This window comes from Formosa haliotis (assembly GCF_001685485.1).
GTDB lineage: Bacteria > Bacteroidota > Bacteroidia > Flavobacteriales > Flavobacteriaceae > Formosa > Formosa haliotis.
On sequence record NZ_BDEL01000001.1, the window covers coordinates 408,473 to 424,996 of the forward strand.

Consider the following 16,524-nt stretch of genomic DNA (forward strand, 5'->3'; position numbering starts at 1 on the left):
TATTACAAATGTTTAATCGCTGTCGATAACGCTTAAGGCTAGCCGGATTTTAAAATAATCTAACTGCTCGTCAAAATACTCATAAAAGGCTTTTAAGGAGGTAGATCCTTCAATTTGTTTTTTGGCTTGTTTAACGTCTTCAACTTCGCGTTTAGATACAAAATCGTAAATATTTATATCTTTTCCGTCACTGTAAAGCTTGGCTATATGCGAGTAAATAGTCGTGTCGCGAAGTTTTCTTTGCATAGATATTTCTTCTACAGACAAGCCTTTTTTATACAAATCGTAAGTCACTAAATGGGTAGCGCGTTTTTTCTCCTTTTTTAGTTTGGCACCTAAGAAATTTAAAATTTCTTCAATAAACTCATCGCCATACGTTTCTGCTTTATGTTGTCCTACACCGCTAACATCCATCATTTCCATAATGCTCATAGGTCGTACACGTTCCATTTCAATTAATGTTTTATCACTAAAAATTAAATACGCCGGAATGTTCTCTTCTTTAGATATTTTATAACGTAATTGGCGCAAGCGTTCAAATAAACTATCGGGAGTAGCTTTGGTTTTTCCGCGTTTCGTTTTGGTTCGTTTTGGTTTCTCAACCGTTTTAGGCTCGGCAATATGTACGGGTCGTGTTAAAGATACTTTAGCACCCTTAAACAACACGTTGTTAGAAAATTCGGTAAGTTGTAGGGCGTTGTTTTTATGAAAAGCAATCTCGCAATACCCTTGATTAATAAGTTGAATTACAAAATGCTGCCAATCTTTCCAGGCAATATCTTTACCAATACCAAAGGTTTTTAGTTTATCGTAACCTTTTTCTAAGACATTGGCATTATGAGAACCTCGAAGCACATCTAAAATGGTACCTATAGCTTCTTGTTCTTTTAAGCGATATACCGCCGATAGTATTTTTTGGGCAATAATTGTCCCATCGAAAATTTGTGGCGGATTTTTACACACATCGCAATTCCCACAATTTTCTTCTAAAAGTTCACCAAAATAGCTCAATAGAATTTTACGGCGACAAGTTGTTGCTTCACTAAATTGTTTCATACGCTCCAATTTAGCAATCTGAACTTCTTCATTTGACGCTCCAGAAGCAAACCGGCGTAATTGAATAACATCTGCATAACTGTGAAACAGTAGGGCATGGGCTTGTAATCCATCACGACCACCACGACCAATTTCTTGATAGTAGCCCTCAATATTTTTTGGCATGTTATGGTGAATCACCCAACGTACATTCGACTTGTCAATACCCATTCCAAAGGCCACAGTAGCACAAACCACTTGCGTAGTATCGTACACAAAATCTTCTTGAACTTTATTGCGCTCATTAAAATTTAATCCCGCATGATACGCCGTTGCGGGTACGCCATTGCTATTTAATTTCTTAGCTAGCTCTTCTGTATTTTTTCTACTTAAACAATAAATAATTCCAGATTGGTTAGGGCGTTTTTTAACAAAGCTGATGATTTGCTTCACTTTCTCTGTTCCCGAACGCACTTCTAAAGAAATGTTCTGTCTGTCGAAAGACGAAATAAATTGTTGGGCATACGGAATTTCTAACTGATCTAGAATATCTTGACGTGTGGCTTTATCGGCTGTTGCTGTTAAAGCTATAATAGGAATACTTGGCAACGATTTTTTTAAAAACCCGAGTTGCTGATATGAGGGTCTAAAATCGTGACCCCAAGACGAAATGCAATGAGCTTCATCTATAGCGATACAACTAATATATCGCGCATTTAGGATGTTAGATAAGCCCGATAGACTTTCGGGTGCCACGTAAAGCAATTTCAATTTATGGTTAACTACTTGTTCTAAAATAGCGGTTTGCTCTTCGCTAGACTGACTACTATTAAAAAAATGAGCAGGAATACCATTTGCTCGTAACCCATCTACCTGATCTTTCATTAAAGCAATTAAGGGCGAAACTACTAGAGTAACGCCTTCAAAAATTAAAGCAGGAATCTGAAAACAAATCGATTTACCTCCTCCGGTTGGCATAATCACTAAAGCATCATTACCATTTAAAACATGAGTTATAATATCGTGTTGTTGGGCACGAAATCCGTCATAACCAAAGTGTCTTTTTAATGCAGGAAGTAATTTATCTTTAAAATCGGGTAGTGGCATGCTTTAATTTTATGAAGCTGCAAAATTAAGGGAAAGCATTTATAAAATGGCATTTCTTTATTTTAATTTCTTTTTAAGATCATGATGTTATTCTATAAAAATTATTATAAGTTTGTAATAATTAAAATAAACTTTAGGAGTAACTACATTGTAGTTTGAGAAATATCCTTTGAACCTGACGCTGTTCATACAGCCGGAGGAAAAAGTTAAGTCTTTTCAAAATTATCTCAAATAATCGTTAATTATCTTTAGCGGTTAGTCCCTTAAAAGTTTATGGTAAAATATCTAAAATTATGATATCTATACGCGTAAACGATTCTGAACAACAACTTGCCAAACACAGCAGTTTAGCAACACTAATGCATCACATTAATCCGACAGCCTCAGGCATGGCTGTAGCGGTAAATAATCAAGTCGTTCCAAAAACAAATTGGGAGCAAACCGAATTGTTTGAAAACGATGCGGTGCTTATTATTACAGCTACACAAGGCGGATAAATCAGAATATTACACTTATAGACTCTAATTGAAGGAATCCATTAACCTTGGCAAAGTCGCTATGATTTTGTCGAACAAACTGATGTAATACAATGAAAAAGAAAGACACAGCCCCACAGCAAGGCGTTACCCGACAACCATTTCCAAATTCAAAAAAAGTGTATGTACAAGGGTCGTTATTTCCAGAACTAAAAGTGGCTATGCGTGAAATTGCGCTTAGTGATACGGTAGATTCTATGACGAAACAAAAAACACCAAACCCACCTGTTACGGTGTATGATACTTCTGGGCCATATTCCGATTTAGACATAGACATTAACGTACATAAAGGTATAGAACGCATTCGGGAGCCTTGGGTGTTAAAACGTGGTGATGTTGAACAATTAGATGCCTTTTCGTCGCAATATTGTAACGAACGTTTAGCCGATAAGAGCTTAGACCATTTGAGATTCTCTGAACTTAAAAAACCTTTACGCGCTAAACCTGGTAAAAATGTATCTCAAATGCATTATGCCAGACAAGGTATTATTACTCCAGAAATGGAATATGTAGCCATTCGTGAAAACCAAAAAATAGACGAAGCTATTCGTTTGTCCGAACAACATAAAGGTCAGGATTTTGGGGCGTCTATTCCTCAAAAAATTACAGCAGAATTCGTGCGCGAAGAAATTGCTCGTGGCCGCGCGGTGTTGCCTTCAAACATCAATCATCCAGAAAGCGAACCCATGATTATTGGACGTAATTTTCTAGTAAAAATTAATGCAAACATCGGGAATTCTGCAACCACGTCTAGCATAGAAGAAGAAGTAGAAAAAGCCGTGTGGGCATGCCGTTGGGGTGCCGATAATATTATGGATTTATCTACCGGTGAAAATATTCATGAAACTCGCGAGTGGATTATCAGAAACTCACCAGTACCTATCGGAACTGTACCAATCTATCAAGCGTTAGAAAAGGTAAACGGTAAAGCCGAAGACTTAACTTGGGAGATTTTCCGTGATACATTAATCGAGCAAGCCGAGCAAGGTGTCGATTATTTTACCATTCATGCCGGAGTACGTTTACGCTATGTGCCTATGACGGCAAAACGCATTACAGGAATTGTATCTCGTGGTGGCTCGATTATGGCAAAATGGTGTTTAGCACATCATAAAGAGAGTTTTTTATATACCCATTTTGAAGAGATTTGCGAGATTATGAAAACCTACGATGTGGCCTTCTCTTTAGGCGATGGGTTACGTCCAGGTTGTATTGCCGATGCGAATGACGAAGCTCAATTTGCAGAATTAGAAACGCTTGGTGAACTTACAAAAATAGCTTGGAAACACGATGTGCAAACCTTTATTGAAGGCCCTGGACACGTACCAATGCATATGATAAAAGCTAATATGGACAAGCAATTAGAAGCTTGCGAAGAAGCACCATTTTACACCTTAGGCCCATTAACCACCGATATTGCACCGGGTTACGACCACATTACCTCGGGCATTGGAGCCGCTATGATTGGTTGGTTTGGTTGCGCCATGTTGTGCTACGTAACACCTAAGGAACATTTAGGTTTACCTAATAAAGACGATGTGCGTACCGGCGTAGTCACCTATAAATTAGCAGCACATGCGGCCGATTTAGCTAAAGGACATCCAGGCGCTCAGCACCGCGACGACGCCTTAAGTAAAGCACGATTTGAATTCCGTTGGGAAGACCAATTTAATTTGGCTTTAGACCCAGAATTAGCACGCGAATATCACGATGAAACATTGCCTGCCGAAGGCGCTAAAATTGCTCATTTCTGTTCGATGTGCGGACCAAAATTCTGCTCGATGAAAATTTCTCAAGAAGTTCGTGATTTTGCTGCCGTAAACGAAATTAAAGACGACGAAGTTTTTGCCAAAGGCATGCAAGAAAAATCAGAAGAATTTAAAAATAAAGGTAGCGAAGTATATCTTTAAAACAGGATTTTGGGGGTTACCGCGCTAACAAGCGCGGTCGGGCCTTCCGCTATATCTTTTGCAAAAAAGCAAAAGGATGCCGCTGCAGTCCCTAACCCAGAATTCTGTTTAATTGTACAGAAGTAATTTCAAACAAAAACATCTAACATTACTAAAGATAGCCTTATATGATTGTTCTAATAGCCCCTGAAACTGACATCCCACAAGAAATTGAAATTTTACATCAGTTGTTTAATGCAGGCTTACAGTATTATCATTTAAGAAAACCAGAAAAGAGCTTCGATGCACATGCCGAGTATCTTAATCAAATCGATACCGCATTTCATAATAGAATTGTGGTGCATGATCATCATGACTTAATAAATAGCTATAATTTAAAAGGCATTCATTTTCAAGAACAAAAGCGCAAAGACCACATTGAAAATCCCGGACAATACTTTAAAACCCTTAATATGTTTGGAAAAACGATAAGTTCTTCTTTTCACGAACCAGAAGACTTGGCTGCTTGTTATTTTGAATTTGATTATCATTTATTAAGTCCAGTGTTTTCATCCATTTCTAAACAAGGTTATGAAGGTCGGGGTTTTGATGTTAACCATATCGATAAAACCATAATTGGTATGGGTGGTGTAACAGCAGATAATATAGACCGTTTTAAAGCTTTAGGATACAAAGGTGTAGGTGTTTTAGGAGGTATTTGGAATAGTGAAAATCCGGTGGAGGTGTTTATAGAAATGCAGAAACAGTTTTGAAATTAAATTCCAAAATAATGAGACCCTGAACAAATTTCAGGGTGACGGTAAATTCAACTTTTAGAAATAGATAGATGTTTGTTACGTCATGCTGAACTAGTTTCAGCATCACATTACAAGTATAAATATGGTTAGGATTATAATTAAATCGTGGAAATAAATGATGAGTCCCTGAACTAAATTTAGGGTGACGATATATTGAACTTTTAGAAATAGAGAGATGTTGGTCACGTCATGCTGAACCCGTTTCAGCATCACATTACAATATGGTTAGGACTAAAAATAAATCGTGGAAATAAATAATGAGACCCTGAACTAAATTCAGGGTGATGATATATTGAACTTTTAGAAATAGAGAGATGTTGGTTACGTCATGCTGAACTGGTTTCAGCATCACAAAGCGAGAATACATATGATTTAAGAAATACAAAATGAGCACCAAAACACACATACTTACCATTGCCGGATTGGACCCCTCAAGTGGCGCAGGAATCACTTCAGATATTAAAACGTTTGAGGCACACGGTCTCTATGGGTTGTCGGTTTGTACTGCGGTAACTGTTCAAAACGATATCGATTTTAAAGATTGTATTTGGATAGAAGAATCTGTAATCATTAATCAAATTAAAATCTTATTTGAGCGTTTTACTATTTCTGTGGTAAAAATTGGAATTATAGAATCCTGGGACGTCTTGTTAAAGGTTACCAATGCTCTTTTACAATTAAACCCAAACATTAAAATTATTTTAGATCCTATTTTAAAAGCGAGTAGTGGCTATGATTTTCATGATAAAATGAACATGGAATTATTCGATTCAGTTTTAAAGAATTGTTATTTTATCACACCAAATTATGATGAAATTCAAGCCTTTTTTTCCAATAAAACCATTTCGGAAACCATAGAATATATTTCAAGCAAAACTAATATCTATTTAAAAGGAGGTCATCGTAACGACAAAAAAGGTTGGGATGAAATTTATTACAGTGGCATTGTGCAAGTTAATTTACAGCCAGGTTTAGACCACATACATGAAAAACATGGAAGCGGTTGTGTATTAGCTTCAGCCTTAGCATCTAATATTTCAAAAAACATGGAATTAGAAGATGCGTGCCGACTGGCAAAACAATATACGGAACACTTTTTAAATTCGAATGAATCTTTATTAGGAACACATACTAGAATTCAGAATGAAGAATTTAAGACATTAGAAAACCAATAAAATTCTTATCAATTATGAACATAAGCAAACTACATTATATAACACAAGGTGAAACACCAGAACAACATTTAGACTATATCCAGAAAGCCTGTACTTCGGGATCTGATTGGATACAGTTGCGAATGAAAAATGTCGATGAAGCCATTGTGTTAAAAACGGCCGAAAAAGCCAGAGAAATTACATCGCATTTTCAAACCCGATTAATTATAAACGATTATTATAAAATTGCAAAAACTGTAAATGCCGATGGTGTGCATTTAGGAAAATCTGATGCTTGTCCGTTAGAAGTTCGGGAGTATTTAGGAAAATGGTATAGCATAGGAGGAACAGCCAATACTTTAGAAGATTGTAAAAATCTATTAGAAAAAAAAGTCGATTATATTGGCCTAGGACCTTTTCGCTTTACAACGACCAAATCTAATTTAAGTCCGATTCTGGGTCTAGATGGCTATAAAAACATTATTACAGCCTTGCAAACAACATGTCCGATAATAGCTATTGGGGGTATTACTTTAGAGGATCTACCAGAATTAATGGATACCGGAATTTACGGCGTAGCATTATCGGGGGCCATTACCCAAAATTTTAATAGTATTAATACGGTAAACAAATTACTTAAAACCCCTGCCACACAGGAGCAAAAGTATACGTTTGATAAAGACTAAAAACTTATGACCGATATTTTAAACATAGCAGATAAATCATTTTCAAGTAGACTTTTTACAGGAACAGGAAAGTTTAGTTCGTCTACTATAATGAAGGATGCCATTTTAGCTTCAGAAAGTGAATTGGTAACCGTTGCCTTGAAACGTGTAGATGTACATAATGAACACGACGATTTATTAACGCATTTAAATCATGACAGCATTCATTTGTTACCTAATACGTCTGGGGTAAGAACGGCGGAAGAAGCAGTGTTCGCTGCTCAATTATCGCGTGAAGCACTTCAAACCAATTGGGTGAAATTAGAAATTCATCCCGACCCAAAATATTTATTACCAGATCCTATAGAAACACTTAAAGCAGCCGAAATACTAGTTAAAGCGGGTTTTGTGGTGATGCCTTATATTCATGCAGACCCCGTTTTATGCAAGCGTTTAGAAGATGTTGGTGTACAATGTGTGATGCCTTTAGGAGCGCCTATTGGAAGTAATAAAGGTTTAAAAACCTTAGAATTTTTAGAAATTATTATAGCTCAAAGTACCGTTCCTGTTATTGTAGATGCAGGTATTGGAAGTCCGTCGCATGCGGCTCATGCCATGGAATTAGGAGCAGATGCGGTTTTGGTAAATACAGCTATTGCGGTGTCTCAAAATCCAGTTGCCATGGGGCGTGCATTTAAGTTAGCCGTAGAAGCAGGGCGTATGGCGTATCTGGCTAAATTGGCTTCTGTAAAACCTATAGCCGAAGCTAGTAGTCCATTAACCAGTTTTTTAAATCTTTAAAATATGAGTCATTTTAAAACGGTTTTAGATACTTATAATTGGGACGACACGCTTCAAAGTATTTACAATAAAACAGCAGATGATGTTGTACAGGCATTGGGTAAAGATAAGCGCGATTTAGAGGATTTTAAAGCGTTAATTTCCCCTGCAGCATCTTCTTATTTAGAAGAAATGGCACAACTGAGTCAGCAGCTTACTAAAAAGCGTTTTGGGAACACCATACAAATGTATGCCCCAATGTATTTAAGTAACGAGTGCCAAAATATTTGTACCTATTGTGGTTTTAGTATGACTAATAAAATTCCGCGTAGAACCTTAACCGATGCCGAAATTTTAAAAGAAACGGCCTATTTAAAATCGAAAGGTTACGACCATATTTTATTGGTTACTGGAGAAGCCAATAAAACCGTAGGCGTACAGTATCTTAAACATGCCATAGAGCTTATTCGTTCTCAATTTTCAAACATCACGATAGAAGTACAGCCATTAGACCAAGACGAATACGAGCTTCTTATCGAGCAAGGTTTGTATGCTGTTTTAGTGTATCAGGAAACGTATCATCGCGATGAGTATAAAAAGCATCACCCAAAAGGAAAAAAATCTAATTTCGATTACCGATTAGATACTCCAGACCGCCTAGGTAAAGCGGGCATTCATAAAATAGGTTTAGGAAGTTTATACGGCTTAGAGGACTGGCGTGCCGATAGTTTTTTTACAGCACTTCATTTTAAATATCTTCAAAAAACCTATTGGAAAACAAAATATTCCATGTCTTTTCCACGATTACGACCATTTTCTGGAGGGTTAGAACCCAAAGTAGAAATGACCGATCGCGATTTGGTACAGCTTATTTGTGCCTATAGATTGTTGGATGAAGATTTAGAATTATCGATGTCCACAAGAGAAAGTGAAATCTTTCGCGATCATATCGTTAACCTAGGAATTACCTCTATAAGTGCAGAATCGAAAACTAATCCTGGAGGCTACGTCGTAGAAAAACAATCTTTAGAACAATTTGAAATATCCGATGAACGCCCAACAGAAGTGATTGCAGACATGCTAAAATCGAAAGGTCTAGAAGTTGTTTGGAAAGATTGGGAAAACAATTGGCAATAATTTGTATTTTTATAGCATGCTAAATAAGGAAGAACTTTTACAATATAGACGCCATTTGACTTTGGAAGACATTGGCGATAAAGGACAAAATAAATTAAAAAGCGCTAAAGTTTTAGTGGTTGGTGCTGGCGGTTTAGGTTGCCCAATTTTACAATATTTAACAGCAGCGGGGGTAGGAACTATCGGTATTATCGATCATGATACTGTAGATCAGTCTAACCTGCAACGTCAAATTTTATATAGTTTTGATGATATTGGCAAATTTAAGGTATCGTGTGCTATTTCAAAATTAGAACGTCTTAATAGGTTTGTGAAATTTAAGGCCTATATAGAGCGTTTAACTAAAGCAAACGCTTTAAAAATTTTTAAGTCTTATGATATTATTGTAGACGGGACCGATAATTTTAATACCCGTTATTTGGTAAACGATGCTGCGGTTTTAAGCGAAAAACCAGTGGTTTTCGGGTCGATTTTTAAATTCGAAGGGCAGGTTTCTGTTTACAATTATAAAAATGGACCCACTTATAGATGTTTATTTCCTAAGCCACCAGAAGATGCTTTAAATTGTGAAGAAGCTGGTGTACTAGGTGTATTACCGGGAATTATTGGTTGTTTACAAGCAAATGAAGTTATTAAAATGATTTGTGAGATAGGAGAGGTGCTATCTGGTAAATTGTTAGTGCTTAATACCCTAACCATGAATCAAAATATTTTAGCTTACGATAAAACAGTACATGCACATGTTACCTATATTGCCGATGTAAATGAAGCTTGTGACATTAATGAACCTTTAAAATATTTAACTTTCGATGAGTATTTGAAACATAAAGAAGATTTCTTTTTGTTAGATGTACGCACCTTGAAAGAGCACAATATGTTTCATTTATCTCACGATTATCATATTCCGCTTAAGGAGTTACACGAGCGATATTTTGAATTAAAAACAGAAAAGCCAATTTTGGTATATTGCCAATCGGGCAGACGTAGCGCTCAAGCAATTAAATTATTAAAAAAATTAAACGTAAATAATAAGTTGTATAATTTAAAGAACGGACTGCAACATCCTATAGCTTAAGTCCACCATACTACAAAACATTTTTTAGTAATACCATTGGGGTATTTAATCCAGCATAAAGGAGCTATTTGTTTTGCAATGAGAGGCTCTAAACGTAATAAAAAATTAGAAAAGCTTAGCCAAGGTATTTGTGTTTCTATGTCGCATAACCAATTGACTTTTTTGGGTATAAAAAATTTACAAGTGCTTAAAAGATGCACCTCAGAATAAGAAATATAAAACCCTGTAACACAATCAGGGTTTAGCTCTTTAAAAACATCTTTTAAAGCCGTAAGTGGTAAAAATAATTGAGCTTTAAACAAAACGCGTTGTTGAAGTTGTTTAGTTGAAATTCCTAAGGCTTCTAATTGATTTTGGGTTTCCTGTTTGTAGAGAAGTGGTAATTGCTTGTGTTTTAGTTTGTTAATTTTTTCAATAAAGCTGTCTTTTCTATTGGGACCAATCCAATGCTCAAACTCAGTTTGTCCAACTTTTGGATCGTATAAATAAAACTTATAAACTATTTCTATATGGTAAAGGGTGTTGTGGTGCCTTAAAATACAATCTATTTCACCTAAAGTTGTTTTATCTTTCTGAATTTGAAGGTTTTCGGCTAAAAAGTCGATGTTTTTACACTGGTTTAATTCGAAAAACACAAATTGTTCTACAAGTTTACCTAAACGAAGGCCTTCTTCAACCCGAATATTTAGATTTGAAAAGTTAGAATTAGGTATTTTAAATTGCTCTAATTCTAAACTGTTTTTCCCCGTCCATAGCAGTGGTGTATTGAAATACCCGTGATATTGTTTTTCATTTTCTGTCATGGATTTGTCCGTTTTAAAACAGGCTAAAAGGTCGTAAAAATAATTTCCTTAGATACATTCTAAATTCTTACAAAAGTGTTAAATTTTCATAATTTTTCTTTATTTTTACATAAGCAAAAACAATAGTATTTTGGCAAATCACTTTCTTCCGGATAAAAATTCTAAATGGCTACCAATATCCATCGTAATTTTAGGTAGTATTGTTGGGCTTGGATTGTTTCTAGCTAAAGAATCGGAAATTGTCTCTTACATGACAGACGACCCTAAAGCTTGTGTTAATTGCCACGTTATGACTTCTGAATATAATAGTTGGATGCATAGTTCGCATAGAGAGATGGCATCATGTAACGATTGCCATGTCCCTCACGATAATATTGCAAATACCTACTATTTTAAAGCGAAAGATGGTTTGTATCATGCCTCGGTGTTTACCATGCGTATGGAGCCTCAAGTCATTACAATGAAAGAAGCTTCGGCAGAGGTGGTTCAACAAAATTGTGTACGCTGCCACGAACAACAAATTACAGACCCTAAATTATCGAGTTGGGTTGAATCTCATAAGACCAACAGAACAGAGCGCCAATGTTGGAGCTGTCATCAAGAAGTTCCACACGGAAAAGTTCACGGATTAAATAGTACAAGATATACCATAGCACCTATTCCAACCGATCAAGAGAAAGATGTTGTTCCTGAATGGTTGAAAAAAGAAATTAAAAATAATTAAATTGTAATCACATGAAAAATTGGATCTTATTTGTCATAACCGCAATAGTAGTTTTTCTACTAGGTATGCTAGCTTCAAGTGTAATTAACAGGAAGAGTGAGGCTAAATTTGCTTATGTTCCACAGGTTAAAATTTCGGAAAATGAACCTAGGAATGAAATTTGGGGTAAAAATTTCCCAAAAGAATACCAGTCTTACATTCAAACTTTAGATACGTCTTTTGCTTCGTTTCAAGGAGGAAGTAAAACGATCGATATGTTAGAGGAAGATCCTAGATTAGTGGTGTTATGGGCTGGTTACGCATTCTCTAAAGATTACAACCAAGGTCGGGGGCACTACTATGCTGTTGATGATGTAAGAAATATTTTAAGAACCGGTGCACCTAAAGGGGAAGGCGATGGCCCTATGCCTGCAACGTGTTGGACTTGTAAAAGTCCAGATGTACCGCGTTTAATGAACGAAAAAGGTGTTGCCGAATTTTATAGCGGAAAATGGGCCGATAAAGGTAGTGAAATTGTAAACCCTATTGGTTGTGCCGATTGTCATGACTCTAAAGATATGAGCTTACAGATTACAAGACCGGCTTTAGTTGAAGCTTTCGAGAGTATGGGGAAAGACATCAACCAAGCCACTCATAACGAAATGCGTTCTTTGGTTTGTGCGCAATGTCACGTAGAGTATTACTTCAATAAAAATTTACCAGGAAAAGAAGGTGTACCCTATTTAGTATTTCCATGGAAAAATGGAATGTCAGCTGAAAATATGGAAGAATATTACGACGAAATAGAATTTAGCGATTGGACACACGAACTAAGTAAAGCACCAATGTTAAAGGCACAACACCCTGGTTACGAAACGTATTTAACAGGTGTACATGCCGACAGAGGAGTGTCTTGTGCGGATTGCCATATGCCATATAAAACAGAAGGAGGTCAAAAATTTACAGATCACCATATCCAATCACCTTTAAATAATGTAGCCAATTCGTGCCAAGTGTGTCACCGTCAGGAAGCAGATAAGTTAATCGAGAATGTTTATTCTAGACAAACTAAATCTATGGAGTCGCGTTTAAAACTTGAAGATGCTTTAGTAAAAGCGCATCTAGAAGCTAAAAAAGCGTGGGATTTAGGTGCTACCGAAGAGCAAATGAAACCTATCTTAATGGATATTCGCCATGCACAATGGCGTTGGGATTATGCAGCAGCATCTCATGGTGCATCATTCCATGCCCCTGTAGAAATAGGGCGTGTTATTACTTCAGGATTAAATGTCGCTGCAGATGCGCGTATTAAATTGGCTAGGCTGTTAGCTTCTTTAGGTTTCGAAGGAGAGTTTGATTACCCAGATATTTCTACTAAGCATAAAGCACAACAATTTATTGGTATCGATTTAGAGAAATTAAAAGCTGAAAAAGAAGAATTCAAGAAAAATGTCATTCCAGTTTGGTTAGAAACCGCTAAAGAACGCGAAGCTAAAATGGGCGTTGAACAAGTGACAATGAATCATTAAAATACACAAGTTACTACTACTAAACCTCATGACGATTTGATATTTTCATGAGGTTTCTCATATATACAAACTATGAATAAATTACTCCGAATTCTTTTTTCACCTGCAATAGCCTTAGTTTTATTACTCATTTTTGCTGTTTCCATGGCAGCAGCTACATTTATAGAAAACGATTTTAGCACGCAAACCGCAAGAACATTAATTTATAATGCTTGGTGGTTCGAAATGGTCATGCTGTTACTATCTCTAAATTTTATTGCAAATATTTTCAAATATAAATTATACCGTAAAGGTAAAATTCCGGTATTACTATTTCATATCGCTTTTGTTATTATCATTATTGGTGCAGCAATTACCCGTTTTACTGCTTACGAGGGGATCATGAGGATTAGAGAAGGAGCAACATCTAACACCATTGTTTCCGATAGAAATTTTATTCAATTGCATGCAAGCACAGATAGTACAGTCGCATTAAATGCCAAAAAAGAAATCTATTTTTCGCCGTTAAAGGATAATAGTTTCACGCTTGAAGAAAGTCTTCAAGACCATGACATTGAAGTGTCGTTTAAAGATTTTATTGCCGATGCTAAATTAGATTTAAAAGAAGTTGAAACCGGTGGTGAAAATATTTTACAAATTGTAGTCTCTGAAGGTGAAGGTAGAGAAAATCGTTTACTAAAGAAAGGGGATGTTACACGAGTAGGGATGCACCGTCATGAAATTACATTTGATAATGAATTACCTGAAGCCTTAAACATTAGGGAAGGTGTAAATGGCTTAGAAATTAAAGCACCTCACGACTTAAGCTTTTTTATTATGGCCGAAGAGAAAGCTGGAAGTTTAACTCCAAACGTTTGGCATCCTATGACGCTAAGAACGCTTTATCGTATGGGAGATATAGCTGTTGTTCCTATGGTGCATCATAAAAGTGCTGCTATGGGTTGGGTAACAGGTTCTGAAAAACCAAAAGATAATAAGGATAATATTGATGACATTGTTGTGCTAGATGTAACGGTCGATGGGAAAACCGAAGAAATGGAATTGTTATATCGCCATGGTTTTCTACCCATTGCAGAAACAAAAACTATTAATGGAGTTAACGTTACTGTGTCTTACGGTGCAACTCCAATCCTAACGCCTTTTACCATAAAGTTAGATGATTTTGAATTAGAACGTTATCCAGGTTCTACCAGTCCGTCATCATATTCCAGTGATATTACAGTTGAAAACAAAGCTAAAAACGAAGCCTTTTCGTATAAAATTTATATGAATAACGTTTTAGATTATGGTGGTTACAGGTTTTTTCAAGCGTCTTATGATACCGATGAGAAAGGAACTGTTTTAGCTGTAAATCATGATATGCCAGGTACTATAGTAACGTATATCGGTTATTTTTTAATGAGTCTTGGGATGCTTTGGACATTATTCGGAAAAGGGTCGCGTTTTGCCTTAATTCAGCGAAAATTGAAGAAATTGAAAAAACAAAAGGTAATAACAGCCTTGCTTTTATTGTGTACATTAAGTGTAATGCAAGCTAATAATATCGATAAAAAAACAGATAGTCTTGCAAAAACACAAATTATAGATAAACACCATGCCTCGTTATTTGGTCGATTAATGGTACAGGATTTAGACGGACGGATAAAGCCTATTAATTCTTTAGCTTCAGAATTTTTAAGAAAAATTTCACGACGCCCGTATTATAAATCAGAAAGTGTACGATTAGATGCCAATCAAACATTCTTAGCTTTACATGCTAATCCCGAGGTTTGGTCACTAATTCCATTAATAAAAATAGACCCAGAAAAGGGTGGGACGATCTATAAAGATCTGGAACAAACTTCCGATCATTTAGTGGCTTTTAGTCAGTTTATTAAAAATGATGGCGACTATTTATTAGAACAAGCTGTTGCCGAAGCGAATACTAAAAAACCAGCCGAGCGCAGTGAATTCGATAAAGAAATGCTTAAAGTAGACGAGCGATTCAATATTTTATACAATGTGTTTTCTGGTAACTATTTAAAAATTTTTCCGCTTAAAGACGATCCTACAAAAACATGGTATAGTTATTCGCACGATTTTAAAAATTTCTCTGCTGAAGATGCCGATTTTGCAAAAGGCATTTTACCGATATATTTTAGAGATATTTATAATGCGAAATCAAGTGGAGATTGGGTACCTGCAGAAAACGATTTAGCTTATATCAAGAAATATCAAGAAGTGCTTGCCCCAGAAATAATGCCAAGTAGTCAACACCTAGAAGCAGAATTATGGTATAACGAGCTAAATGCTTATTTCTGGTTGTTTCAAGCCTATTGGACTCTTGGATTTGTTTTACTTGTAATAGCCATTTCTCGAATTTTTTCAACAAAAAAATACATCAATACCATATTTAATGTGTTGGTTGTTATTACGCTGGTCGCCTTTATTATACATACCGGAAACTTGGCTTTACGTTGGTATGTGGCCCAACATGCGCCTTGGAGTAACGGTTACGAAATGATTACGTTTGTGGCGTGGTCCATTATGTTATTTGGTATTATTTTTTATAAAAAATCTGATTTTGCTTTACCCTTAGCTACACTATTTGCGGGAACCTTATTATTTGTAAGTTATTTAGATTGGCTTAGTCCAGAAATCACCAATTTAATGCCTGTACTTAAATCGTATTGGTTAAAAATTCATGTAGCCACAATTATTAGTAGTTATGCGCCTTTAGCATTATCGGCCTTATTAGGATTTATGGCCATGTTACTTATAATTTTTAAAACTAAAAAGAATGCAGAACAAATAGATATTAGAATAAAAGAATTGACTTATATCAATGAGCTTTCCATGACCATAGGATTATTTGTTTTATCTATAGGAACCTTTTTAGGAGGTGTTTGGGCAAATGAATCTTGGGGACGCTATTGGGCTTGGGATCCAAAGGAAACTTGGGCGTTAATAAGTATAATCGTGTATGCCATCGTTTTACACTTACATTTTGTTCCAAAACTTAATAACCGCTATGTTTTAAATATGGTGAGTGTTTTTGCCTTTTTCTCGATTATAATGACCTCATTTGGAGTAAATTATTATTTATCGGGTTTACATTCTTATGCGACCGGAGATCCTGTACCAATTCCAAAATTTGTATATGTTTTAGTAGCCATAGTTTGTATTATTAGTGTTGTGGCTTATTTTAAATACAATAGTTTTAGAGCCAAATCTAAAAGTAAAAACTAGTCTGAAACTTAAAATATAAATAAGTTAGAACGCTCATAATTAGCAAGTTATTTTTGCTGATTAGG

At 35.8% G+C, this 16,524-nt stretch carries 13 protein-coding genes and 1 riboswitch; of the genes, 11 read left to right on the forward strand and 2 right to left on the reverse strand.

From position 1 onward, the window contains the following. Positions 1–12 precede the first annotated feature (12 nt). On the reverse strand, positions 13–2,142 hold the full coding sequence (gene recQ / locus A9D35_RS01665; RefSeq protein ID WP_066218124.1) for a DNA helicase RecQ: 2,130 nt from the start codon (positions 2,140–2,142) through the stop codon (positions 13–15). Between the two features lie 125 nt (positions 2,143–2,267). Next, a riboswitch (TPP riboswitch) is annotated at positions 2,268–2,361 on the forward strand. A gap of 74 nt (positions 2,362–2,435) precedes the next feature. Between recQ and thiS the strand changes: the two genes are divergently transcribed. The 8 genes from thiS to moeB all read left to right on the forward strand — a co-directional run bounded on the left by thiS (position 2,436) and on the right by moeB (position 10,196). After that, positions 2,436–2,639: a sulfur carrier protein ThiS gene (gene thiS / locus A9D35_RS01670; protein ID WP_066218127.1), complete on the forward strand. Its 204-nt coding sequence runs from the start codon at positions 2,436–2,438 to the stop codon at positions 2,637–2,639. Positions 2,640–2,731: 92 nt separating this feature from the next. Further along, on the forward strand, positions 2,732–4,588 hold the full coding sequence (gene thiC, locus A9D35_RS01675) for a phosphomethylpyrimidine synthase ThiC (RefSeq protein ID WP_066218130.1): 1,857 nt from the start codon (positions 2,732–2,734) through the stop codon (positions 4,586–4,588). Between the two features lie 167 nt (positions 4,589–4,755). Next, positions 4,756–5,340, forward strand: coding sequence for a thiamine phosphate synthase (locus tag A9D35_RS01680; RefSeq protein WP_066218134.1), 585 nt, complete (start codon positions 4,756–4,758; stop codon positions 5,338–5,340). Positions 5,341–5,771: 431 nt separating this feature from the next. Further along, complete coding sequence (locus tag A9D35_RS01685) at positions 5,772–6,560, forward strand: hydroxymethylpyrimidine/phosphomethylpyrimidine kinase (protein WP_066218137.1); 789 nt, start codon at positions 5,772–5,774, stop codon at positions 6,558–6,560. A 14-nt stretch (positions 6,561–6,574) separates the two neighbouring features. After that, positions 6,575–7,225: a thiamine phosphate synthase gene (locus A9D35_RS01690; RefSeq protein WP_066218139.1), complete on the forward strand. Its 651-nt coding sequence runs from the start codon at positions 6,575–6,577 to the stop codon at positions 7,223–7,225. A 6-nt stretch (positions 7,226–7,231) separates the two neighbouring features. Continuing rightward, entirely contained in the window at positions 7,232–8,005 is a 774-nt protein-coding gene (locus A9D35_RS01695; RefSeq protein WP_066218143.1) for a thiazole synthase, read from the forward strand. A 3-nt stretch (positions 8,006–8,008) separates the two neighbouring features. After that, complete coding sequence (gene thiH, locus A9D35_RS01700; protein WP_066218148.1) at positions 8,009–9,121, forward strand: 2-iminoacetate synthase ThiH; 1,113 nt, start codon at positions 8,009–8,011, stop codon at positions 9,119–9,121. 16 nt (positions 9,122–9,137) lie between these two features. Further along, positions 9,138–10,196: a HesA/MoeB/ThiF family protein gene (gene moeB, locus A9D35_RS01705; protein WP_066225692.1), complete on the forward strand. Its 1,059-nt coding sequence runs from the start codon at positions 9,138–9,140 to the stop codon at positions 10,194–10,196. Here moeB and A9D35_RS01710 read toward each other — a convergent pair. Beyond that, entirely contained in the window at positions 10,193–10,999 is an 807-nt protein-coding gene (locus tag A9D35_RS01710) for a DUF1853 family protein (RefSeq protein WP_066218151.1), read from the reverse strand. The genes moeB and A9D35_RS01710 overlap by 4 nt on opposite strands. A 130-nt stretch (positions 11,000–11,129) precedes the next feature. Between A9D35_RS01710 and nrfH the strand changes: the two genes are divergently transcribed. From nrfH to A9D35_RS01725, 3 genes are all read left to right on the forward strand, one after another. Then, positions 11,130–11,723 carry a cytochrome c nitrite reductase small subunit gene (gene nrfH, locus A9D35_RS01715; protein WP_083191582.1) on the forward strand — a complete coding sequence of 198 codons (594 nt, stop codon included), beginning with the start codon at positions 11,130–11,132 and terminating at the stop codon, positions 11,721–11,723. Between the two features lie 11 nt (positions 11,724–11,734). After that, positions 11,735–13,231, forward strand: a complete 1,497-nt coding sequence (nrfA, locus tag A9D35_RS01720; RefSeq protein ID WP_066218155.1) for an ammonia-forming cytochrome c nitrite reductase — start codon at positions 11,735–11,737, stop codon at positions 13,229–13,231. Positions 13,232–13,303: 72 nt separating this feature from the next. Continuing rightward, positions 13,304–16,459, forward strand: coding sequence for a cytochrome c biogenesis protein CcsA (locus A9D35_RS01725; protein ID WP_066218157.1), 3,156 nt, complete (start codon positions 13,304–13,306; stop codon positions 16,457–16,459). Positions 16,460–16,524: the final 65 nt, after the last annotated feature.